Origin of the sequence: Ectorhizobium quercum (genome assembly GCF_026552795.1) — a bacterium.
GTDB lineage: Bacteria > Pseudomonadota > Alphaproteobacteria > Rhizobiales > Rhizobiaceae > Ectorhizobium > Ectorhizobium quercum.
This window is the reverse complement of record NZ_JANFPI010000001.1, coordinates 47,043-68,116: the sequence shown is the minus strand read 5'-3', so window position 1 is coordinate 68,116 and position 21,074 is coordinate 47,043. Positions and strand designations below refer to the sequence as shown.

18 protein-coding genes are annotated in these 21,074 nt (G+C 66.1%); 1 reads left to right on the top strand and 17 read right to left on the bottom strand.

What is annotated here, in order from left to right; genetic code table 11:
* Positions 1–12 precede the first annotated feature (12 nt).
* The 10 genes from NOF55_RS00285 to NOF55_RS00240 all read right to left on the bottom strand — a co-directional run bounded on the left by NOF55_RS00285 (position 13) and on the right by NOF55_RS00240 (position 10,990).
* Positions 13–1,338, bottom strand: a complete 1,326-nt coding sequence (locus NOF55_RS00285) for a CapA family protein (protein WP_306409322.1) — start codon at positions 1,336–1,338, stop codon at positions 13–15.
* A gap of 128 nt (positions 1,339–1,466) precedes the next feature.
* Positions 1,467–2,450 carry a Bug family tripartite tricarboxylate transporter substrate binding protein gene (locus tag NOF55_RS00280; RefSeq protein ID WP_306409321.1) on the bottom strand — a complete coding sequence of 328 codons (984 nt, stop codon included), beginning with the start codon at positions 2,448–2,450 and terminating at the stop codon, positions 1,467–1,469.
* 22 nt (positions 2,451–2,472) lie between these two features.
* Positions 2,473–3,978 (bottom strand): tripartite tricarboxylate transporter permease, encoded by a 1,506-nt coding sequence (locus NOF55_RS00275; RefSeq protein ID WP_306410155.1) that lies wholly within the window; start codon positions 3,976–3,978, stop codon positions 2,473–2,475.
* A gap of 8 nt (positions 3,979–3,986) precedes the next feature.
* Positions 3,987–4,478, bottom strand: a complete 492-nt coding sequence (locus NOF55_RS00270; protein ID WP_306409320.1) for a tripartite tricarboxylate transporter TctB family protein — start codon at positions 4,476–4,478, stop codon at positions 3,987–3,989.
* A 189-nt stretch (positions 4,479–4,667) separates the two neighbouring features.
* Entirely contained in the window at positions 4,668–6,032 is a 1,365-nt protein-coding gene (locus NOF55_RS00265; protein ID WP_442342025.1) for an MBL fold metallo-hydrolase RNA specificity domain-containing protein, read from the bottom strand.
* A gap of 152 nt (positions 6,033–6,184) precedes the next feature.
* Positions 6,185–7,078 (bottom strand): MurR/RpiR family transcriptional regulator, encoded by an 894-nt coding sequence (locus NOF55_RS00260; RefSeq protein WP_306409318.1) that lies wholly within the window; start codon positions 7,076–7,078, stop codon positions 6,185–6,187.
* 58 nt (positions 7,079–7,136) lie between these two features.
* Complete coding sequence (locus NOF55_RS00255; protein WP_306409317.1) at positions 7,137–8,081, bottom strand: ABC transporter substrate-binding protein; 945 nt, start codon at positions 8,079–8,081, stop codon at positions 7,137–7,139.
* Between the two features lie 13 nt (positions 8,082–8,094).
* The gene (locus NOF55_RS00250) at positions 8,095–9,147 is read right to left on the bottom strand and encodes a FecCD family ABC transporter permease (RefSeq protein ID WP_306409316.1); all 1,053 of its coding nucleotides are present in this window, start codon (positions 9,145–9,147) and stop codon (positions 8,095–8,097) included.
* The gene (locus NOF55_RS00245) at positions 9,144–10,169 is read right to left on the bottom strand and encodes a FecCD family ABC transporter permease (RefSeq protein WP_306409315.1); all 1,026 of its coding nucleotides are present in this window, start codon (positions 10,167–10,169) and stop codon (positions 9,144–9,146) included. Before NOF55_RS00245 ends, NOF55_RS00250 begins: the two co-directional genes overlap by 4 nt.
* The gene (locus NOF55_RS00240; RefSeq protein WP_306409314.1) at positions 10,166–10,990 is read right to left on the bottom strand and encodes an ABC transporter ATP-binding protein; all 825 of its coding nucleotides are present in this window, start codon (positions 10,988–10,990) and stop codon (positions 10,166–10,168) included. The genes NOF55_RS00245 and NOF55_RS00240 overlap by 4 nt, the downstream gene beginning before the upstream one ends.
* 264 nt (positions 10,991–11,254) lie before the next feature.
* Between NOF55_RS00240 and NOF55_RS00235 the strand changes: the two genes are divergently transcribed.
* Positions 11,255–13,447: a TonB-dependent siderophore receptor gene (locus NOF55_RS00235; protein ID WP_370868844.1), complete on the top strand. Its 2,193-nt coding sequence runs from the start codon at positions 11,255–11,257 to the stop codon at positions 13,445–13,447.
* Between the two features lie 22 nt (positions 13,448–13,469).
* Here NOF55_RS00235 and NOF55_RS00230 read toward each other — a convergent pair whose 3' ends face one another.
* The 7 genes from NOF55_RS00230 to NOF55_RS00200 all read right to left on the bottom strand — a co-directional run bounded on the left by NOF55_RS00230 (position 13,470) and on the right by NOF55_RS00200 (position 21,062).
* Positions 13,470–14,198 (bottom strand): aspartate/glutamate racemase family protein, encoded by a 729-nt coding sequence (locus tag NOF55_RS00230; protein ID WP_306409312.1) that lies wholly within the window; start codon positions 14,196–14,198, stop codon positions 13,470–13,472.
* Between the two features lie 98 nt (positions 14,199–14,296).
* A complete protein-coding gene (locus tag NOF55_RS00225; RefSeq protein ID WP_306409311.1) occupies positions 14,297–15,658 on the bottom strand; it encodes a hypothetical protein in 1,362 nt (453 codons plus the stop codon).
* A gap of 12 nt (positions 15,659–15,670) precedes the next feature.
* A complete protein-coding gene (locus NOF55_RS00220; protein ID WP_306409310.1) occupies positions 15,671–16,918 on the bottom strand; it encodes a pyridoxal phosphate-dependent aminotransferase in 1,248 nt (415 codons plus the stop codon).
* A gap of 35 nt (positions 16,919–16,953) precedes the next feature.
* Positions 16,954–17,940: a D-2-hydroxyacid dehydrogenase gene (locus tag NOF55_RS00215; RefSeq protein ID WP_306409309.1), complete on the bottom strand. Its 987-nt coding sequence runs from the start codon at positions 17,938–17,940 to the stop codon at positions 16,954–16,956.
* Positions 17,941–18,037: 97 nt separating this feature from the next.
* Positions 18,038–19,306 (bottom strand): NAD(P)/FAD-dependent oxidoreductase, encoded by a 1,269-nt coding sequence (locus NOF55_RS00210; protein WP_306409308.1) that lies wholly within the window; start codon positions 19,304–19,306, stop codon positions 18,038–18,040.
* A gap of 297 nt (positions 19,307–19,603) precedes the next feature.
* Positions 19,604–20,380 carry an amino acid ABC transporter ATP-binding protein gene (locus NOF55_RS00205; RefSeq protein ID WP_306409307.1) on the bottom strand — a complete coding sequence of 259 codons (777 nt, stop codon included), beginning with the start codon at positions 20,378–20,380 and terminating at the stop codon, positions 19,604–19,606.
* Positions 20,381–20,402: 22 nt separating this feature from the next.
* A complete protein-coding gene (locus NOF55_RS00200; RefSeq protein WP_306409306.1) occupies positions 20,403–21,062 on the bottom strand; it encodes an amino acid ABC transporter permease in 660 nt (219 codons plus the stop codon).
* Between the last annotated feature and the right edge of the window lie 12 nt (positions 21,063–21,074).

The window sequence follows — 21,074 nt, the reverse complement described above, 5'->3', positions numbered from 1 at the left end:
CCGCGGCGCGCTTTACGGCGCGCCGACCCGGATGAGGCCATCGGCCTGGTCGTAGACGACCCGCGTGCCGTAGGCCTTGCTCATTTCGGCCAGATCGGCGGCGATCTCGCGGGCCAGCGCCGGTTCGGCGAGCGCCGGCAGGCCGCGTTCCGAGGCACGCTTGCGGTCGAAGCCGAGGTCGATGGCGGCCAGGCTGATCTTCACGCCGTCATCGTCGAAATCGCAGATGGCGATGCAGGATTTCGCAAAGCGGGCGTCGGCGTAGAAACCGATCGGCCTTCCCTCAGCGTCGCTGGCCCGCGAACGGTGCAGGTGCGAGGGCAGCGCATCGCGGCCGAAGCCGTAGGTTTCATACATTTCCGGCGTCATCTTCTGCATGCCGGCCTCGAACTCCATCAGGAGGCTGCCGAGCGAATAGAAGATCGGCCGGCCCTTGTGGAACTCGATCCCCCGCAGCATGTGCGGGCCGTGGCCGATGACAGCCGTGGCGCCGGCATCGATGGCCTGGCGGGCGAACTCCTCGATGAACGGCGCCGGGCGCGGCGAATACCAGTTCTCCTCCGTGCCCTCATGGGCGTGCAGGCTGAGCAGCACGATTTCCGAGCGGTTGGCGGCATCGCGGATGTTTTCGAGAATGGCCCGGGCGTCACGCTCGTTGAAATGATAGCGCACATGGGCGGTTTCGCCGCGTTCGAACTGCAACGAGCCCTCGAAGGCGGAGCCGAAGGGGATGCGGTCCTCGCCCGGGTCGGCCATCACCTCGACCGCCATCACCTCGCGGCGGCTGGCGGCGATGCCGAGCTTTTCCTCGATCGCCCGGATCTGCCGGAACTCCTCGTCGGGCAGCACATAGGCGCGGCCCCACCGCAACGGGTTGAGGCCCGGGCGGGCGGAAATGCCGGTGCCCGGCGAGCTTGCCGCGAACTCCGCCGAACGGGTGGTGCTGACCGAAATCAGCGAAATGCGGCCCTTGTCCGTATCGAGGAAATGCGGCATGCGCGCTTCCTCCAGGCTGCGGCCGATGCCGCTGTGGATCACGCCGCGCGCCTCGCAGGCCTCGATGGTGTCGATGACGCCCTGCGGCCCGAAATCGCCGGTGTGATTGTTGGCGAAGGACAGGAGATTGATGCCGATCGACGTCAGCTCGTCTACCGCCTCGATGCCGACGGCGGTGATGAAGCGGCGCGGCGCCGGCGGCGTGCCGTAGGCCGGGCAGATGAACTCGGCATTGGTGAAGGCCGCGTCGGAATCCTCGATCCGCTCCAGCAGGCGCGGGTCGAGCCTGCCTGACAGATTGCCCCCGGAAAACAGGGCGTCGCCGCTTGCCACGATACGCATTTTCAAGTCCTTTCCATGTTCACGACGGCTGAAATGACGGCGGGACGATCCTGCCATGACGGTCGGTCATGGCAGGAGGCGCGTTGTTGCAACACCCGGTCCGGCCCGCCATCTCCGGCCTGCCGCCCTTACCGGACGACGGCGAGACCCGCGTCGCGGATGAGTTCGCCGAACTGCTCGCGGTCGTCGACGGCGCGCTGGCGCGCGCCCTCCAGCGTTTCGATGCCGGGAATGAGGCCGAAGCCGGCCACCTTCTCGCGCACGTCCGGCTGTTCGAGAATGCCGTTGATCAGCTCGTTCAGCTTCTGCTTGATGTCGTCCGGCACGGCGCCCTGCACCGACACCGTATGCCAGCTGCGGGGCGCCCAGCCTTCGAGACCGGCCTCGGCGGTGGCCGGCAGGTCCGGCACCTTGTCCCAGCGCTGGTCGCCGAGAACGGCGATGCCCTTCAGCGTGCCGGCGGCGATATGTTCGGCGCTTTCCGGGCCGAAGACGATCTGCGCCTCGTTGGACAGGGCGGCCTGAAGGGCGGCGGGCGTGCCGTTATAGGGAATATGCAGGAGTTCGATGCCGGCGCGCTTTTGCAGCCATTCGCCGCTGAGATGCCCGACCGTGCCCTTGCCGGCCGTGCCGAAGGCGAGCGCGCCCGGATTGGCCTTGGCGTAGTCGATCAGTTCCGGCAGCGTATTGGCGGGCACGGAGGGATTGACGGCGATGATCATCGGCGCGTCGCCGACGAGGACGAGCGGCACCAGATCCTTCAGCGGCTCGTACTCCACCTTGGTGACGAAGGGAATGATGCCGTAGAAGCTGTTGGTGGATTGCAGCAGCGTATAGCCGTCGGCCGGGGTGCGGACGAAGAAGTTGGCGCCGATCGCGCCGCCGGCGCCGGGCTTGTAGTCGTTGATGACCTGCTGGCCGGTCAGGGCGGTCAGCTTTTCCCCGAGCAGGCGGGAGATGTTGTCGCTGAGGCCGCCGGCATTATAGGGAATGATGTAGTCGATCTGGCGCGAGGGAAAGTCCTGCGCCTGCGCCGGCAGGCCGGCCGCCATGACGGCGGCCGCCGCCAGCACCGCGCGCCGGGTGAAACGGGGAAACGGGGTCGGGTTCATGCAGGTGTCCTCCTTGGAACGATTATTCGGCAAAGGCCCGTTGCCGGAAATTTCGAATGAACGGAAACAAAAGACTCGCCAGCAGCGCCACAACGACGACGAGCATGGCCAGGCTGATCGGGTGCTGGACGAAGATCATCGGATCGCCGCGCGCCACCAGCATCGAGCGGCGGAAATATTCCTCCATCATCGGCCCCAGCACGAAGGCGAGGATCAGCGGCGCCGGCTCGCAGCGCCACTTGTGGAGGAAATAGCCGAGAACGCCGAAGACGGCGGTGAGATAGACGTCGAAGGTGGTGAATTCGACGCCGTAGATGCCAACGACGCTGACCAGAAGAATGGTCGGGAACAGATAGCGGTAGCGGATGCGCAGCATCTGCACCCAGATGCCCACCAGCGGCAGGTTGATGACCAGGAGCATCAGGTTACCGATCCACATGCTGGCGATCAGCCCCCAGAACAGATCCGGCTGACCGGTCATGATGCGCGGGCCGGGCACGATGCCGTGCACCATCATCGCCCCGACCATCAGCGCCATGATGGCGTTGGAGGGAATGCCCAGCGTCAGCAGCGGCAGGAAGGCGGTCTGTGCGCCGGCATTGTTCGCCGCTTCGGGCGAGGCCACGCCCTCCACCATGCCGCTGCCGAACTTTTCCGGCGTTTTCGACAGGCGCTTTTCCGCCGTGTAGGCGAGATAGGACGAAAGCAGCGCGCCGCCGCCCGGCAACAGGCCGAGAAAAAGGCCGATCATCGTGCCGCGCAGCGTCGCGGGCGTGGCGCGGCGCGCTTCCTCTTTCGTCGGCCACAGGCTCGTGATGCGTCCCAGCGCTGGCGGCAGGCCGTCGCGAACCGCCCGCTCGAGCGTGACGAGAATATCCGCGACGCCGAACAGGCCGACGACCAGCGGCACGAAGGGAATGCCGTCGAGCAGCTCGATGAAGCCGAAATCGTAGCGGTACTGGCCGGAATTGATGTCGGTTCCGGCAAGGCCGAGCAGCAGGCCGAACAGCACCATCGCCAGCGCCCGCACGGCCGAGCCCTGCGCCAGCACCACCGAGGTGATGAGGCCGAGCAGCATCAGCATGAAATATTCCGGCGCCCCGAACCGGAGCACCAGCCCGGCCAGCGCCGGCGCGAAGGCGGCCATGAAGAAGGTGGCGACCGTGCCGGCGACGAAGGAGGAAAGCGCGGCGATGGCGAGGGCGGCCCCGCCGCGCCCGTTGCGGGTCATGGCGTAACCGTCGAGCGCCGTCACCACGGAGGAGGATTCGCCCGGCAGCCGCAGCAGGATGGCCGTGGTCGAGCCGCCGTATTGCGCACCGTAATAGATGCCGGCAAGGGTGATGAGGCCGGTCACGGGCTCCAGTCCGAAGGTCATCGGCAGCAGGATGGCGATCGTCGCGGTGGGGCCGAGGCCCGGCAGCACGCCGACCAGCGTGCCGACGAGGCAGCCGAGCAGGCAGAAGAGGATATTGGTCGGGTCCATCGCGACCTGAAGCCCGAGGGCCATGCCGCCGAAAACGTCGATGCCGTTGATCACCGCAGGAACTCCGGCAGGATCGGAATGTTCAGCTTGAGCAGCACGACGAACAGAAGGGTCGTGAAGGCGGACAGGACCGCCGCCGTGGCGATGGCCACGAGGGGATGCTCGACGGGACGGGCGAGACCGGCCACGAACACCAGCAGGAAGGCCGCGACCGGCAGGCCGAGGCTGCGCAGCGTCAGGCCGAAGAGAACGATGGCGCCCGCGATGGCCGCAAGCACCCGCAGCCGGTGGAGAAACGGCACCGGCGTGCCGGCCCGGCGCTCGCCTTCCGGCAGGTCCCGGCCGCTCATGAGCAGGACCAGCACCCCGAAGACGACGAGGCAACCGGACACGGCGACCGGGAAGAAGCCCGGCCCCATGCTGATGAAGGTTCCGATATCGTAGTCGCGCGCGATCCACAGGGCCACGAGCCCCGCCACGATCAGGAAAAGGCCCAGCGGCCTGTGGGAAATATCGGCTTCGCCGCCCTGTCCGTCCACCATTTCGCCTCGATACCCTCCGACAACCAGCGCCGAAATCGGTGAGGCCAAATCATGCGGTTCGGCACTTTTCATTCCAGATACTCGGTAGACCGAGCATTCTACATGGGAAGCCCGCCTTCAAGGATGAACATTCCAAAGAACATCCAGACTCTAGAATGAAACAGTCGTGAATCGGGATTTTGCGTCGCGTTAAAGGGCGAACTCCTGATCCATCAGCGGCACGACGCCCTGCCATCCGAGTTCCCTGCCGATGCGGATGCGAAGGGCTTCCGCCGCCTCCGGTTCGCCGTGAACGATGAAGACCTTGCGCGGCGGCCGCCGGAAACCCGACAGCCAGCGGATCAGTTCGCCGGAATCCGCGTGGGCGGACAGCATGTCGAGCTGGTCCACCTCCGCATTGACCGGTATCCACATGCCGTGGATCTTCAGTTCCTTCGCTCCTTCCTGAAGCGCCCGGCCGCGCGTGCCGGCCGCCTGGAAACCGGCCAGCAGAATCGTGTTTCTCGGATCGGGCGCGAAGGTCTTCAGGTGGTGCAGCACCCGCCCGCCCGTCGCCATGCCGGAAGCGGAAATGACGATCTTCGGAAAGCGGTTGGCCGTGATGGCCTTCGACGCCTCCACATCATCCGTATAGCGCGCGATTGCGAACACTTGCCTGCACGTCTCCGCGTCGAGCCGGTGGTCGGCGGCGTGCCGCATCATCAGCTCCGTCGCATCGATAGCCATCGGGCTGTCGAGAAAGATGGGCGCCGTGTCGAGCCGACCGGCCTTCCTCAGCCGCCAGAAGTAATACAGCAGTTCCTGCGCCCGGCCGACGGCAAAGGCCGGAATGATCAGCGTGCCGCCGCGTTTCAGGGTCCGCTCGGCGATGTCGCCCAGCACGTCCACCGGGTCGCTCCTGTCGTGAAGGCGGTTGCCGTAGGTCGATTCGATCATGACGTAATCGGCCTCCGCAACCGGCACGGGATCCGGCAGCAGCGGATCGCCGTAACGGCCGATATCGCCGGAAAAGACGATCCGGGTGCCGCCCCATTCGATCTCCACGCTGGCGGCGCCGAGAATATGGCCTGCATGGCGGAAGCGGAACGCGGCGCCGTTCGCCAGCCGCACCGTCTGGCCGAATTCGACCGTCGAGAAATGCTCCACCGCCCGCGCGGCATCCCGCGCGCCATAGAGCGGCAGGGCGGGCCTGTGCCGGGAAAGCTGGTGCCGGTTCAAAAACTCCGCGTCCTTTTCCTGAAGGTAGCCGCTGTCCTTCAGGATGAGTTCGGCGACGTCGCGGGTGGCGGGCGTCGCATAGACCTTGCCGCCATACCCGTCGCGCACCAGCCGCGGCAGATAGCCGCTATGGTCGAGATGGGCGTGGGTGAGGATCACCGCATCGATATCGCGCGGCGCGACCGGCAGCTTCGCCCAGTTCAGTTCGCGCAGGTTCTTCAATCCCTGAAACAGGCCGCAATCTATGAGAATGCGATGCTCTCCCAGCGAGAGCAGATGTTTCGACCCGGTGACGGTTCCCGCCCCGCCCAGCGATTTCAATGTCAATTTCGGCACGTTCATTCTCCCGACGAGCCGGGCGGCAATATCCCGGCGCATAAGGAAGATAAGGCCATCGGGTTTTGCCATCGGGTAAACATGCAGGGCAGAAAATCGAAATCGCGGGCATTCTCGCGATCGACACCCAGTCGTAGCGCCCGGTCCTGACCCTAGCGCTTGCTCGGCCGGATCTGCTGACGCACGTCCAGAAGCCGGTCGATGGTCGCAAGCGTGCGGTTCTTGTCGCGCCCGGCCAGGCCGAGCATCAGGGCCTCGACGCAGCAGAGCGTGGGGGCGTGCAGCGCGACATGCTCGCTCCTGGCGCGCGGGATGACGATATGGGCGGCGGCGTGTTTCAGAAGCACGGTGTCTTCCTTGCCGACGATCATGATCACCGGGATCGAAAGCCGTTCCGCCTCGGCGATCGCCGCCATCGCCTCCCGGTGCGGGCGGGCGTGCAGCAGCATCATGAGCACATCGCCCCCGTCCATCTGGATGATCTGTTCGGCAAGCAGGATGCCGGTCCTGTCCAGCGTGTAGGACGGATAACCGGAGCGCAGGAAAAGCCGCGCCGCATAGGCTGCGATGATGCCCGATGCGCCGATGCCGAACACGCCGATACGTCGCGCCGAGGCGAGAAGGGAAACCGCCTGCGCCATGTTCCTGCGGTTGTCGGGCGAGGAAAGCGCCGCCAGCGCGTTCGCCTGATCCTCCAGCACGAAATCGAGGCAGGAATCCACATCGTCCACCAGCGTGCCCGTGGTCGCCGCCATCTTTTCCGACGGCGAATCCGTCTGGCCGAGATAGGCCTCGAGCGTGTCCTTCAGGTCGATGAGCCCGTCGAAGCCGAGCATCTGGATGGCGCGGATGACGGTCGCGTCCGAGGTTCCGGTTTCCCGGGCGATTTCCAGCGCCGACTTGCCGAGGACGGCATGACGATGGCCGTCGATATAGTCCGCCACGGTGAGCAGGCTGGGGGAAAGGCTGGCGCGGCGCTTCCTGAGGCGCTCCCCGTAGGGGTCGCGCCGCCGGATATGGGCGGGCGGGCTCGGCGGCTGGTCCATTCGGGAATGTTCCGTCAAACGGTCTTCCCCTCCATATAGCCGCAAAAGCCGCCCCCCATCAAGGCGCGGCGGGACGGGGCGCGATGCTGGCCTGCACGACAGCGGTCATCAGCGCCAGCGCCGCATAGCTGTTGGAGATCGCCTCCTCGCGCGACACCATCACGTAGCGCCCCTCGCGGCAGGCCCTGAGGAAGGTGCAGAAGCCCGGCAGGACCTTTTCCATCGCGGCGATTTCCTCCGCCGAGGTGCCGCCGGTGTCGGAGCGGTAGGGATCGAAGATGAAATCGGCATCGAGTTCAGGCAGGCGTTCGGCGCTGATCTCGATGCGGCCACCCTCGGGGATGGAATCGATCAGCGCGGGGAAACGGAAGCCCGCATCCCTCAGAACGCGGCCGAGGGAGCGGTAGGTGTGGTAGGTGTTGACCTTGCCGTTCAGCGGCTGCAACACCGAGACCGTCACCTTGTCCGTCTCCACGGCCCGCTTCAGCGCCTCGATGCCGCTGCGATAGCGCCGCTCCAGCACCGAGAGGCGGGCTTGCGTTCCCGTCAGTTCCGCAAGCCGGGCATAGACATGCGGCGCGCCGAGACGCGTGGCGTCCAGAACGACGGTCGGGGCGATCCGTTCGAGGATGTCCACCGGCGTCGGCCGTCCGGTGGCTGTGACGATCAGATCGGGCCTGGCTTCCGCCAGCGCCTCGATGTCGATATCGGTGGAGCCGATGTAGAGCATGTCCGAATTGTCGAAATCGACGCCGGCCAGCAACGCACCCGAGCGCAGATAGGGCTTGCCGTCCAGCCCGATGCGTCCGTGGCTGGCGGCGGGAACGACGCCGAGTTCGACGAGCGGGATGGTGATGTCGATGTCGTGCAGGGAGGCGATCCGCGCCGGCCTTGCCGGAACGGCGACGGTGCGGCCGGTATCGTCGGTGAAGGGGCGCGTTTCCTGCGCCTGCGCCGCAAGGGCGAGGTAGAGGAACGGCACGAGGAACAGCCAGCGGATCATGCGCCAGACTCCTTCAGAACTGGTTGCGGCGTCGCCACAGGAGGGCAAGCAGGACCGGCACGCCGATGACGGCGAGCACGATCCCGGCGGGGATTTGCAAGGGGGCGAACAGGGTGCGCCCCAGCGTGTCGGCGGCCAGAACCAGCCCGGCCCCGGACAAGGCGCTGCCGGTGAGAAGCGTCGCCTGCCCACCGCCGAAGGCGAGCCGCGTGAGATGGGGCGCGACCAGCCCGACGAAGCCCAACCCTCCCGCGCAGGAAACGGCGGCCGCGGTGAGCAGGACAGGCGCGGCGATGCGCAGCGCGGTCAGTTGCCCGGTCTTCACGCCCAGCCCCCTGGCGGCGGCATCGCCCAGAAGGCCGGTATCGGCGGCGCGGGCCGTGAGGGCGAGCACCCCGCCGCCGACCGCGAGGCAGGCAAAGGCGAGCGGCAGCATGTCCGGGGAGGCCGTGGCCAGGCTGCCGGCCATCCACACCATCGCCGTCTGCACCCGGTCGACCTCGGCCGTGACGAGGATCATGGAAATCGCGGCCGACAGGAGCCAGGAAAGGCCGATGCCGACCAGGACGAAGCGCAGGCGCGACAGCGAGCGTGCGATGGCCACGGCGGCAAGCGCCACGGCAAGCCCGCCGGCCATGCCCGCGAAGGGGCGAAGATAAAGCGGCGCCGCCGGCAGGGCGATGATCAGCGTGATGACCGCGAGGCTCGCGCCCTCGCGCACGCCGAGAAGACCGGGATCGGCAAGACCGTTGCGGGTCAGGGTTTGCAGCGCCGCGCCGGCAAGGCCGAGCATCGCGCCGCAGGCGAGCGCCAGCAGCACGCGCGGCAGGCGCAGGTCGCCGACGACGGAAAGGCCGCCGCCGGTCATGTCCGCCGTACCGGAAAGAAAGGCGAGGAGGTCGGCAAGGCCGGCCTTGCCGCTTCCCGTCGCCAGCCCGGCGAAGGCGGCGGCCAAGACGAGGAGGGCGAGCAGCAGGCAAAGCGCCAGCCGACGGCGGTGGAAGCGCCACCGCAGCGGCCCAAGGGCCAGTCGTCCGTAGCCGTTTGCCATCGCAAGGTCCGTCATCGCAAGGTCCTCGCCACGATGAGGAGGAAGACCGGCGCGCCGATGAAGGCGGTCATGATGCCGGTGGCGATTTCCTGCGGCGCAAGCAACGTCCTGCCGGCAACATCGGCGGCAAGAAGCAGCGCGCCGCCGCCGATGGCGGCGATCGGCAGCGACAGCAGGTGCCGCCCGCCCGAAAGACGATGGGCGATGCCGGGCACGATGAGGCCGACGAAGCCGATCGGCCCGGCGATGGAGACGGCGCCGCCGCACAGGGCGGCGGTGGCGACGAGGCCGACGAGGCGGGTGGCGCGCACCGGCACGCCGAGGCTGACGGCGGCGGCATCGCCGAGCGCCATCGCATCCAGCCGCGGCGCGATGAGGGCAGCGGCCAGCAGGGCGCACAGCATGACCGGCAGGGCCGGCGCGATCTCGCTCCAGGCCGCTCCGGCCAGATCGCCCGCAAGCCACAGCCGTATCTGTTCCAGCGTTTCCTGATCGAGGATCAGGATCGCGGAGATGAGCGCGGAGGCGAGCGCCGACAGTGCGATGCCGCAGAAGGTGACTTTCGTCATCGTCAGCCCGATCCGGCCCGCCGAGGCGAGCACCAGCACCAGCGAGAACAGTGCGCCGCCGCCGAGCGCGGCGGCCAGCGGCCGCGCCATGCCGGGAACGAGGCCGGCCGGCAGGGCGGAAAGGGCGACGACCGCAAGGCTCGCCCCGGCATTGAGGCCGAGAACATGCGGCTCCCCCAGCGGATTGCGCAGCAGCGATTGCAGGAGCAGGCCGGAAACGGAAAGCGCCGCGCCGCAGGCGAGACCGGCGGCGAGCCGCGGCAGGCGGATGCCGGTGAGGATGCGGTGATCGAGATTGCCGGGATCGAAACCGCCGATCGTTTCGATGAGCACGGACGGGGCAATCGGCCGCGCCCCGGTGGACAGATGCAGGAGGGCGACGAGGCAGGTTGCGCATGCCAGAAGAACGAGGCACAGGCCGCCCTGCCCGGCGCCCGCCCGGCGCAGCCTGCCGGAAGCGGCGGTCATGGCGCGGCCCCGGTCGGCGGCGAGGGCAGGAAGGCCGGCTTGCCGGTCAGCGGATGCGTCACGCGGGTGACTTTCGCCCCGAAAACCGTGTGGATATGCTCCTCGCTACAGTCGGCGGGATTTTCGAGGACGTCGTGGATGCGCCCGTCCTTCAGGAAGACGATCCGGTCGGCATATTGCAGGGCGGCGTTGATGTCGTGCAGCACCGCGACCACGGTGCGTCCGTGACGGCGCGACAGGCTGGCGATCAGTTCCATGACCTCCACCTGGTAGCGCAGGTCGAGGAAGGTCACGGGCTCGTCGAACAGCAGGATGGCGGTTTCCTGCGCCAGGGTCATGGCGATGAAGCAACGCTGGCGCTGCCCGCCGGAAAGGCTTTCGACGGGCCGGGACGCCAGCGCCTCGACGCCCGTGACCGACAGGGCACGGCCGACGGCCTCCTCGTCGGCAGCGCTCCATTGCTTCAGGAAGCCCTGATGCGGGTAGCGCCCGCGGCAGACGAGGTCGTAGACGGTGATGCCTTCGGGCACCAGCGGTCCCTGCGGCAGCAGGCCGAGCGTTCTGGCGATCTCGCGGGTCGGCATGTCCGACATGGCCCTACCATCGAGCAGCACGGCCCCCGAAACGGGCTTCAGGATGCGCGACAGGGCCGACAGCAGCGTGGACTTGCCAGACCCGTTGGGACCGGCGAGCACGGTCAGCCGGCCCGCGGGCGCCAGCATGGAGACCCCGGCCAGAGCGCGTTCCCTGCCGTAAGAGACGTCGATATTCAGCGCCGCGAGCGGTGCGGTTTCGTGCAGGCCCTGGTCGGGTGCCGTCATCGTCTTTCATCCTGATTTCGCAATCGCCTGTATTTCCTGAATGTAGTAGTCAAGATGAAGGCGGATGAAAATTTTGTCATCGACCCTTCCGGCAGGCCTGCGAAGCGGGCCGGACGGCGCGACAGCGGCCTTTCAAACGTCATTTTTCCCCGGCGAAGGCCTTCCCCGGCGCGGCATAAAGTTGACTACTACAATCATGAAATAAATAAAACCGCTCGACTCGCGCAACAGGCGGGCTATTCGCAGGCAAGGGGATTCGCATCGATGGCGCACAGGCGGCGGTTTGAGCACGGGACGGCATTGTCCGTCCTTCTTCTTCTCGGTTTCGTGCCGGGCGGACCGGCCGGCGCACAGGATGCGGTCTTGAAGAAAACCGCGCGCCCGACCGCAGAAGCGGCGGAGGCGGCCTCTTCCGAAGACGGGGAAACCCGCCTACAAACCATCACCGTCGAGGGTGCCGCCGGATCGACCGACGGCTACCGGCCGGTTTCGACCGCGACCGCCACGCGGAGCGAAACGCCGCTCAAGGACATTCCCCAGAGCGTCAACGTCGTCAGCGGCGCGGTGCTCAGGGATCAGGCCGCCACCAATCTGGACGAGGCGCTCGCCAATGTCAGCGGCGTCTCGCAGTCCAACACGCTGGGCGGCACGCAGGATGCGCTTATCCGGCGCGGCTTCGGCGACAATCGCGACGGCTCCATCCTCACCAACGGCCTGAAGACGGCCCTGCCGCGTTCCTTCAACGCCACGACCGAGCGGGTCGAGGTTCTCAAGGGGCCGGCCTCGACGCTCTACGGCATCCTCGATCCCGGCGGCATGGTCAATGTCGTGACGAAAAAGCCGGAAAGCACCTTCGGGGCGGAGGTCTACGGCAGCCTTTCGAGCTTCGGTGGCGGCGCGACCGGTTTCGACGTGACCGGGCCGATTGCCGGCACCGACCTTTCCTACCGCCTGATCGGCGAATACCAGAAGACGGATTACTGGCGCAATTTCGGCGAAACCGAACGATGGCTGCTCTCCCCGTCGCTGAAGTGGACGGGCGAGGATACGGAGGTCACGGTTTCCTACACGCATGAGGACTACAGCGTTCCCTTCGACCGCGGCACCATCTTCGACGTGACGACCGGACGCGCCGTCAATGTGGATCGCAAGATCCGCTTCGACGAGCCCTACAACATCACCGACGGCAAGTCCGACACGGTGCAGGTCGAGATCGACCGGCAGCTTTCCGACACCTGGAAGCTCGGCATCGACTACAGCTACAGCCGCAACGAATATTCCGACAACCAGGCGCGCGTCATGTCCTACGATGCGGCGACCGGCAATCTCTCCCGCCGTGCCGACGCGACGCAATATTCCACGATCTACAACCACGCCCTGCGCGCCGACCTGACGGGCGAGGTCGAGATCGGCGGCTTGCGCAACGATCTCCTGTTCGGGACGTCCTACGATTACAGCGACACGCTGCGCACCGACATGATCCGCTGCCCGGCCTCGGTGAATTTCAACATCTACAATCCCGTCTACGGAAACCTGCCGGAATGCACGGCGGTTTCGGCCGCCGACAGCGACCAGACGGAAAAGCTTTCGACCGTCTCCTTCTACATGCAGGATGCGCTGCATCTCACCGACCAGTGGATTCTGGTCGGCGGGCTGCGCTACCAGTATTATGACCTGATGGCGGGCAAGGGACGCCCCTTCACCACCAATACCGACAGCTACGGCGACGCGATCGTTCCGAGCGGCGGCGTGGTCTACAAGCTGACGCCCGACGTCTCGCTCTACGCCAATGCAGCGAAGACCTTCCGGCCGCAGTCGTCCATCGCCAATTATTACGGCAATCTCGATCCGGAAGAGGGCGTATCCTACGAAGTCGGCGCGAAATTCGACCTGTTCTCCGGGCTGACCGCCAATGTGGCGCTCTACACCAGCGACAAGAAGAACGTCGCCTATTCCGAAGAGGGTGCGGGCGGCGCGACCATCTTGAAGACCGCCGGCCTGGTGCGTGCCCGAGGCTTCGAAGTCGACATCGCCGGATCGCTGACCGAGAAGATCGACGTGATCGCCAGCTACGGCTTCACCGACGCCGAAATCAGGAAGGGCGATTATGCCGGCTATCGTCCGGTCAACGTGCCGCGCCATACCGGCTCGCTTTACGTGACCTACGATTTCGGCGAACTGGGCGCGATGGGCAACACGCTGAAGGTCGGCGGTGGCGTGCGCGCGGTCGGCGAGCGGGCGGGCATCAACAACAACGCCTATTTCCTGCCCGGCTATGCGGCGGTGGATGCCTTCGCGGCCTATACGATCAATCTCGAGCGGCCGCTGACGCTCCAGCTTAACCTCAAGAACATATTCGACAGGACCTACTACACATCGTCCATCGGCGCGACGGCGCTCGGCAACCAGATCGGCGAGCCGTTCAATGCGACGCTGACGGCGAAGGTGAAGTTCTGACGTCCGGCCGGCCGGGACCGGTTCACGGGAGATAGCGCCGCGGACGGGCGGCGAGGTGGAAGGTGTTGATCAGCGTATTGATGTCGAAGACCGGCAGGCCGGACGCCTCCGCCACAAAGGAGGTGAACGGGCACATATTAGTGCATTCGAACAGAATGGCGCCGGGATTCGGGCAGGTCGACAGGAATTCCCGCGTCATGTCCAGCATCTCTTCCTTCAACACGTCCGTATCCAGCTCGGTTCTTCCGCCGATATAGGTCGCCGGAAATTCGGCATCCGGCTTCATGCCCTGAATCTGGACCGGAATATTCTCGCTGGACCAGCCGACGCCTCGAAAGTGCCGGTCGTTCAGGTGATGGGCCCGCTCGGTGAACACGCCGATGATCTTGCCGGGCGGCAGCATGGCGTGGATGAGCGGAGCCTGAAGCAGGGCGGAGGTGAAAACCGGAATATTGATGGCTTCGGCGATCTGCTTCTGGAACGGCGCCAGAAAGCCGCAACTCGTCGTGATGGCCCTGACGCCTTCCGCCTCGAGTTCCCGGGCGGCGTCGATGAAGGGAGCGATCAGGTCCGCATCCGGAGCGTCGCCCATGATCTTCTTCGTGACTGCGCCCTTCACGGTCTTGTAACGGACCGGGAAATCGTAGGAACAGGCATTGCCGATATCGCCGCGCGGGCGCGGGAAAACGGTGTCGAGCATCAGGATGCCGATCTCCTGCCCGTAATTGGTGAAACCGCCCTTCAAGATCATCTTCGTCTCCATTGCTGCGGGATTGCGGGCTTTTCCGCGCGGAACGGCGGAAAAGGGTTCGAGGTTGCGACCGGGCCGGGCCTGCATTGCCTTCCGCCCTACCGGCCGAAAGCGACCAGCCCCGAAATCAGGGCGGCGGCGAGCGCGAGCACGAGAATTGCGAAGGGCGCATTCCAGCGCCAGGCGACGCGCTGGGGCGAAACGCCGGATTGAGCGGCGGTGATGAGGCACATGGCGCTGATGGGCGAGACCGAGACGGCGCTTGCCCAGGCAACGGTCAGCATGACGCCGAGCGCCAGCGGATGCGCCGTTCCGATGGGACTGGCGCCGAGCAGTTGCGCCAGGATCACCACGAAGATCGAATTGGGAATGAAGCAGGCCGCCGCCAGCGGGATGAGAAACAGGCCGGCGAGCAGGACGGGCAGCGCCGGCGTGCCGGAAGCGGCCACTTCCCGCCATTCCGGCCGCGAGACGAGAACGATGGAAATGGCGGCGCCGATGACATTGGCGGACAGGAAAATGGCGCTTTCCGACCTGAGATCGCCAAGGCCGGCGAGCGCACCCTTCAGTTCCGAGAGATAGAGCCGCTTGTCCTTGCCGATCTCCAGCCACAGCCATGCGGCGGTGAAGACAGGCAGCACCGCAACGGAGGCGAGCGTGAAGCTGACGCCGCCCCCCCTGTGGAGACCGATGGTGACGGCGAGAAGCAACGCGCAGACACCCAGCGTAATCAGAAGCGGGCGAACGGTCGCGTTCTCGGAAATGGCGGTCGCGCCGTCGGTTCCCCTCGCGTCGGCGGGCAGGAGGGGAAGAAGGGAAGTCAGCACCAGCACCACGGCCGTGAACGCGAACGCGGTCAGCATAAGTTGCATGCCGTCGAGCGCCGGCACGCCGGCCGTGACGATGGCGAAGCCGAGCCCGATCGGCGACCAGATGCTCACGAGAGCCGCGCCGCGCATGGCCGCGATCACCATCGGCCGCCGGGCGGCGTCGCCGCTCCCGCCGGCCCGGGCAAGGTCGCCGATCATGGCGATCATCCCGACATTGAAAAGCAGGCTCAGGAAATGCGCGCCGATATTGATGGCCGCGTAACGGCGCTTCGGTTCGAAGGCGAGCAGGTACTGCGTGCCGCTGCGGACGAATGCCGACCGCCGGACGGGCCGGCGCAGCATGCCGAGCACCATCATCAGGGCCGCGAAGGAAACGCCCTGGACGAGCGCCTGCCAGAGCAGCGCGAACCTGTCCGGCAGAAGAACGGCGATGACGCCGCCGGCCAGCACGGCGAGGATCGCGAACACACGCGCGAGTTTCAACAGCCTCCCCCACTCCAGCGCGGTCGCGGCGATGGCCAGAACGGCGGCGACGCCAAGCAGATGACGGTTGCCGGAAAAGCCGCCGGCAACCAGAGTGAGGATCATCAGGAATTGCAGCCAGTTTCTGAGGGGAAGCGGTTCGGCCATCGTGTCCGTCTCTTACCCCCGGCCCGGCCGGGCGAGCGTGCCGCACGCCCTGGCGATCCGCGCCAGCGCCTCGCGCAACTCCTCCATCGAGGTCGCGTAGGAGATGCGGAAATAGGGCGAAAGCCCGAAGGCGGCCCCCGGCACGGTGGCGACATAGGCGGTTTCGAGCAGCCACGAGCAGAAGGCGCGGTCGTCTTCGAGACGCTGGCCGTCCGGGGTGATCGCCCCGATCAGGCCGGCGCAGTTCGCAAAGGTATAGAACGCGCCTTCCGGCACGCGGCAATCGATGCCTTCGATCGCATTCAGCGCCTTGACGACGAAATCGCGCCGCTGACGGAAGCTTTCCGTCCGTGCGGCCAGATAATCCTGCGGGCCGTTCAGCGCCTCGACGGCCGCCGCCTGGCTGATCGAGGCCGGGTTGGAGGTCGACTGGCTCTGCACCACGGCCATCGCCCTGACCAGCACGGCCGGACCGGCGCCGTAGCCGATGCGCCAGCCGGTCATGGCATAGGCCTTGGACACGCCGTTGACGATGAGGCAGCGCGAACGCAGCGCCGGCTCCAGCGCCGCCGGGGTGACGAAGCGGAAGCCGTCATAGACGATATGCTCGTAGATCTCGTCGCTCATCAGCCAGACCTGCGGCGCGCGCATCAGCACCTCGATCAGCGGCCGGTAATCCTCCTCGGCATAGGCCGCGCCGCTCGGGTTCGAGGGCGAATTGAGCATCAGCCAGCGCGTCTTCGGCGTGATCGCCTTTTCGAGCTGCTCGGCGCGCAGGCGGAAGCCGGAGGCCTGATCGCAGGGGATCAGCACGGGCACGCCGTCGGCGATCTCCACCATTGCCGAATAGGTCGTCCAGTAGGGCGTGGGGATGATCACCTCGTCGCCCGGATCGAGCGTCGCCATCAGCGCGTTGTAGATCACCTGCTTGGCACCGGCCCCGACGGTGATTTCCGCCGGACCGTAATCGAGGCCGTTGTCCCTCTTCAGCTTGGCGCAGATCGCCGCCTTCAGCTCCGGCGTGCCGTCGAGCGCGGTATATTTGGTATCCCCCGCCTTCATGGCGCGGATGGCGGCATCGACGACGTTTTCGGGCGTATCGAAATCCGGCTCGCCCGCACCGAGCACGATCACCGGATGCCCCGCCTTCTTCAACGCGCCGGCGCGCGCGCCGATGCGCAGGATCTCGGACACGCTGAGATTGGCGATGCGGCCTGCCGCGCGGAACGCCGGCTGCTCAGGATTGGCTGGCTGATTCATTCTCTCAATTCCTTATCCGTGAGGGTCGCGCGCTGTCAGGCAATGCGATTGACGATGTGCGCATCGCCGTTCCAGAGCTTTGCGAGATTGCCGGAGAGAATGTCGAGCACGTTCATTTCATAGCGGGTCGTTTCCCCCGCCGCATGCGGGGTGATGATGACGTTCGGCAGCGACCAGAGCCGCGATTCCGCCGGCAGCGGCTCGACCTGCGTCACGTCGAGCCCCGCGCCGGCGATCCGCCCGGCTTCCAACGCCTCGATCAGCGCATCCTCCTCGACGCAGCCGCCGCGGGCGACGTTCACCAGAAATGCCGTCCTGGCGAACAGGGCCAGCGCCTCGCGGTCGATGATGTTGCGCGTCTCGTCCGTCAACGGGCAGCTCAGGACGACGATATCGGCGCGCGGAATGAGCGACTTGATCTCCGTGAATGCATGCACCTCATCCGCGCTGCCGGCACCGGCCTGCGGGTTGCGACGCACGCCGATGACGTGCATGCCGAAGGCCTTGGCCAGACGGGCGATCCGGTCGCCGATGCGACCGAGGCCGACGAGCAGCATCGTCTTGCCCGGCAGTTCGCCCTCGCGCTCCGCGGGGTCGCGCTGTTCCGGCCGCCAGTGATGCCGGTGCTGGTTGTCGCGCGCCAGCGCCAGCCGCCGCGTCAGGGAGAGAATGAGGCCGATGGCATGCTCGGAGACGGCATTCATGTTCACGCCCTGACCGCTGGCGAGAAGGATGCCGCGCTTTTTGAACGCTTCAGTATCGTACTGGTTGGTGCCGGAGCTGACCGACTGGAGATATTTCAGGCGTGGTGCATGATCGAGAAGATCGTTCTTCCAGAGACCGGATACGATGAGCACGTCGGCTTCCGGCAGGCGCTGCCTGAGATCGTCGTAGGTCGAGACCTGCATGGTCTCGATCCCTTCGTCCTTCGCGTCGAAGATCGGCTTCATGTCATAGGCGCCGTGGGCGAACAGAAGTTTGAGTTTGTCGCGGGGCGGGAGGAGCGTGTTCGTGAGGGTCATGAGCATGTCCTTTCAAAGGTCGCAGGTATCCCTTCCGGCGTTCGACGAACGCCGGTCACAGGGGCTTCGGGATGTCGAATGCCGGTTGCGCCGGCAGCTATCGGAAGCGCGCCGCCGAGAACGGCGCGGGATCGAATGGCGGTGTCTTGCGCGTTACCAGGCTGGCCACCAGCTCTCCGGTCATCGGCCCGGCGGACAGGCCGATATGGCCGTGCCCGAAGGCGTGGATGACGTCCTCGCTCGCCGACGCGCGGGAAATGACGGGCAGACCGTCCGGCGTTGACGGGCGGTGGCCGTACCAGCGCGAAATCCTGAGATCCGCCCGGCTCGCAGCAAGCGCCGGATAGGTGCGAAGCAGGTGATCGCGCAGAATGTCCGCCCTTTTCCAGTCGGGCGCCGCTTCGATGCTCGCCAGTTCGACCTGGCCGGAGGCGCGCAGGCCGCCGGCCGTCATGATGTTGGCCATGCGTCCGTCGACGGGCATGACCGGACGGCGCAGCGTGACCGACGGGTTCGCAAGCTCCACATGATAGCCCCTTTCGCTTTCCAGCGGGATGTCGTCGCCGGCGCGTGCGGCGAGAGACCGGGAATGGACGCCGGCGGCAATGACGGCGCCGTCGCAGGCGATCGTTCCGGCATCCGTCAGCACGGCCTTCAGGCGTCCGTTCGCGAAGGCGAAATCCTTCGCATTCGCCTTCCTGACGGTAATGCCTTCCCGCTCCGCCTGCGCGACGATGGCAGCGACGAAGCCGCCGGGATCGACGCAATGACCGCCGGCCTCGACGAAAGCCGCGAAGGAATAGCTCGCCCCCAGGGCGGGCTCCAGCTCATGCAGCTCGTCGGCGGAAAGCTCGTGCCAGACGAGCCCGTTCTCCCGCCGCAGGCGCCAGGCCAGGGCGTCTTCCTCGAAGGCGGCGCGGTCGGTATAGGCATAGATCAGGCCGTCGCGGTGGATCATTTCGGGGTGGCCACAGCTTTCCGCGAGCGCTGCGTGGCGCGACGGGGAATCGCCGACCAGCGACCACAGCACCGCCGCCGTGCGCTGCACCTTTTCCAGCGAATAGCCGGCATAGAGGAAGCGCACGAGCCAGGGCGCGAGGCGTGCGAGGTAGCGCCAGCGGATCGTCAGCGGCCCTTGCGGATCGAGGAGATAGCCCGGAACCTTCTTCCAGATGCCTGGCATCGACATCGGAATGATCGAGGCCGGACTGAGGAACGCGCCGTTGCCGTAGCTCGCCGCCTGCGTGCCGCCCGGCTGGTCCGGCTCAATCAGCGTAACGCGCTGCCCGCTTCTGGCCAGCGCAAGCGCACTGCTCGCACCGACGATGCCGCCCCCGATGACGGCGATATGTTTCGGTTCCAACATCAACCCATTCCTCCGGTGTCTGCCGCGATGCGCATCCATCACCGTCAAATTCAATTTCCTCATGGCGCCGCGCTTTTCGAATGCGCCGCCATCATCGAACAATCTGCGCCTCATCCCCGCCGGAAGTTTCCGGAATGCGGCCTTTTTTGCCGCGAGAAACCGCCCGTCCGACTGGTAGGATCGCATCCTTCATGCGTATTCCTGTCCCATTCTGCCCCGGATCCTCCGCAGGAAGGAAACTCGAAAAACTGGGTTCGTCATGAGGATTACTCATGCAAGACACCGCCGGCTGGCGCCTCAGGCAGAGCCGAGCCCGCCGTGAAAGTGACTGAGGAAGCTTCGAGTCGCCGGATGGGCGGGATTGTCGATCACCTGCCGCGCCTCGCCTTCCTCGACCACGCAGCCGTCGCGCATGAAGATCACGCGGTCGGCGACATCGCGGGCGAAGGCCATTTCGTGGGTCACGAGCAGCATGGTCATGCCCTCGGCGGCGAGAGAGCGGACGACCGCCAGCACTTCGCCCACCAGTTCGGGGTCGAGCGCCGACGTCGCCTCGTCGAACAGCATGACCTCCGGCTTCATGGCCAGCGCCCGGGCAATCGCCACGCGCTGCTTCTGTCCGCCGGAGAGACTGTCCGGCTGCGCCTCGGCCTTCTCCGCCAGCCCGACCTTGGCGAGAAGTTCGCGGGCAAGCTGGCGCGCCTGCGCCTTGGGTTGCCGGAGGACCGTGACCGGCCCCTCCATCACGTTCTCCTCCACGCTCATGTGCGGAAAGAGATTGAAGCTCTGGAAGACCATGCCGGTCCGGGCGCGGAAGGCTGCAAGTTCGCGGTCGCGCGGAAGGGCATAGGGCAGGGAAAAATCCATCGTGTGATCGCCGACCCGGATGAAACCCCGGTCGGGGACGGTGAGTAGGTTGATGCTCCTGAGAAGCGTCGACTTGCCCGACCCGCTCGGTCCGATCAGCGCGACCACGCTGCCTTTTGCAACGTCGAGCGTGATGTCCTTGAGGACTTCGTTGTTGCCGAAGGATTTCTTCACCCCGATGAGTTCGATCATCTTGTTCTGCGACATGGGTCCGCCTTTCCTGTCCGTCTTACCTGGATACCCTGGCCTCGAGCCGGTGGGCCAGGCGGGTGAGCGGGAAGAGAATGATGAAGTAGATCACCGCGATCATCGTGTAGGTCTCCAGCGGCCTGTAGGTCGCCGAATTGATGAGCTGTCCCTGATAGAGCAGGTCCGGAACGGCAAGGACGGAAAGCAGCGAGGTATTCTTGAGCTGGAGAACGGTCTGGTTGACCAGCGGCGGTATCATGCGCTTGAACGCCTGTGGCATGACGATCCGCCGCATGAGCTGGTGACGGCGCATGCCCACCGCTCGCCCGGCGTCCCACTGGCCGGCATCGACGGAAACGATGCCGCCGCGAATGATCTCGCCATAGAACGACGCCCCGTAAAGCGTGAGCGTGATGAAGGCGGCAATGGCGGGCGAGAGTTCGATACCGACCAGTATGGGCAGGGCATAATAGCACCAGATGAGCTGGACCAGCACCGGCGTGCAGCGGAAGATCTCCATGAAACCCGTCACGATGACCTTGACGACCCGCGCATTCGACAGGTTGGCCAGAGCGATGACGCAGCCCACGGCGAGGCCTGAAATCGCCGTACAGATCGTGAAGCCGATGGTGTAGAGCGCGCCGGTCCAGATCAGCGACTTGTATTGCAGCAGGAAGCTGAAGTCCCATTGATACGGCATGGTGCGGATGAC

Coding starts and splice junctions, on each gene's coding strand:
- NOF55_RS00205 (WP_306409307.1), bottom strand. CDS start 20,380: ATGTCGCAGAACAAGATGATCGAACTCATCGGGGTGAAGAAATCCTTC.
- NOF55_RS00280 (WP_306409321.1), bottom strand. CDS start 2,450: ATGAACCCGACCCCGTTTCCCCGTTTCACCCGGCGCGCGGTGCTGGCG.
- NOF55_RS00220 (WP_306409310.1), bottom strand. CDS start 16,918: ATGAATCAGCCAGCCAATCCTGAGCAGCCGGCGTTCCGCGCGGCAGGC.
- NOF55_RS00240 (WP_306409314.1), bottom strand. CDS start 10,990: ATGACGGCACCCGACCAGGGCCTGCACGAAACCGCACCGCTCGCGGCG.
- NOF55_RS00225 (WP_306409311.1), bottom strand. CDS start 15,658: ATGGCCGAACCGCTTCCCCTCAGAAACTGGCTGCAATTCCTGATGATC.
- NOF55_RS00230 (WP_306409312.1), bottom strand. CDS start 14,198: ATGATCTTGAAGGGCGGTTTCACCAATTACGGGCAGGAGATCGGCATC.
- NOF55_RS00260 (WP_306409318.1), bottom strand. CDS start 7,078: ATGGACCAGCCGCCGAGCCCGCCCGCCCATATCCGGCGGCGCGACCCC.
- NOF55_RS00250 (WP_306409316.1), bottom strand. CDS start 9,147: ATGACGGACCTTGCGATGGCAAACGGCTACGGACGACTGGCCCTTGGG.
- NOF55_RS00210 (WP_306409308.1), bottom strand. CDS start 19,306: ATGTTGGAACCGAAACATATCGCCGTCATCGGGGGCGGCATCGTCGGT.
- NOF55_RS00255 (WP_306409317.1), bottom strand. CDS start 8,081: ATGATCCGCTGGCTGTTCCTCGTGCCGTTCCTCTACCTCGCCCTTGCG.
- NOF55_RS00200 (WP_306409306.1), bottom strand. CDS start 21,062: ATGCCGTATCAATGGGACTTCAGCTTCCTGCTGCAATACAAGTCGCTG.
- NOF55_RS00285 (WP_306409322.1), bottom strand. CDS start 1,338: ATGCGTATCGTGGCAAGCGGCGACGCCCTGTTTTCCGGGGGCAATCTG.
- NOF55_RS00245 (WP_306409315.1), bottom strand. CDS start 10,169: ATGACCGCCGCTTCCGGCAGGCTGCGCCGGGCGGGCGCCGGGCAGGGC.
- NOF55_RS00215 (WP_306409309.1), bottom strand. CDS start 17,940: ATGACCCTCACGAACACGCTCCTCCCGCCCCGCGACAAACTCAAACTT.
- NOF55_RS00235 (WP_370868844.1), top strand. CDS start 11,255: ATGGCGCACAGGCGGCGGTTTGAGCACGGGACGGCATTGTCCGTCCTT.
- NOF55_RS00270 (WP_306409320.1), bottom strand. CDS start 4,478: ATGGTGGACGGACAGGGCGGCGAAGCCGATATTTCCCACAGGCCGCTG.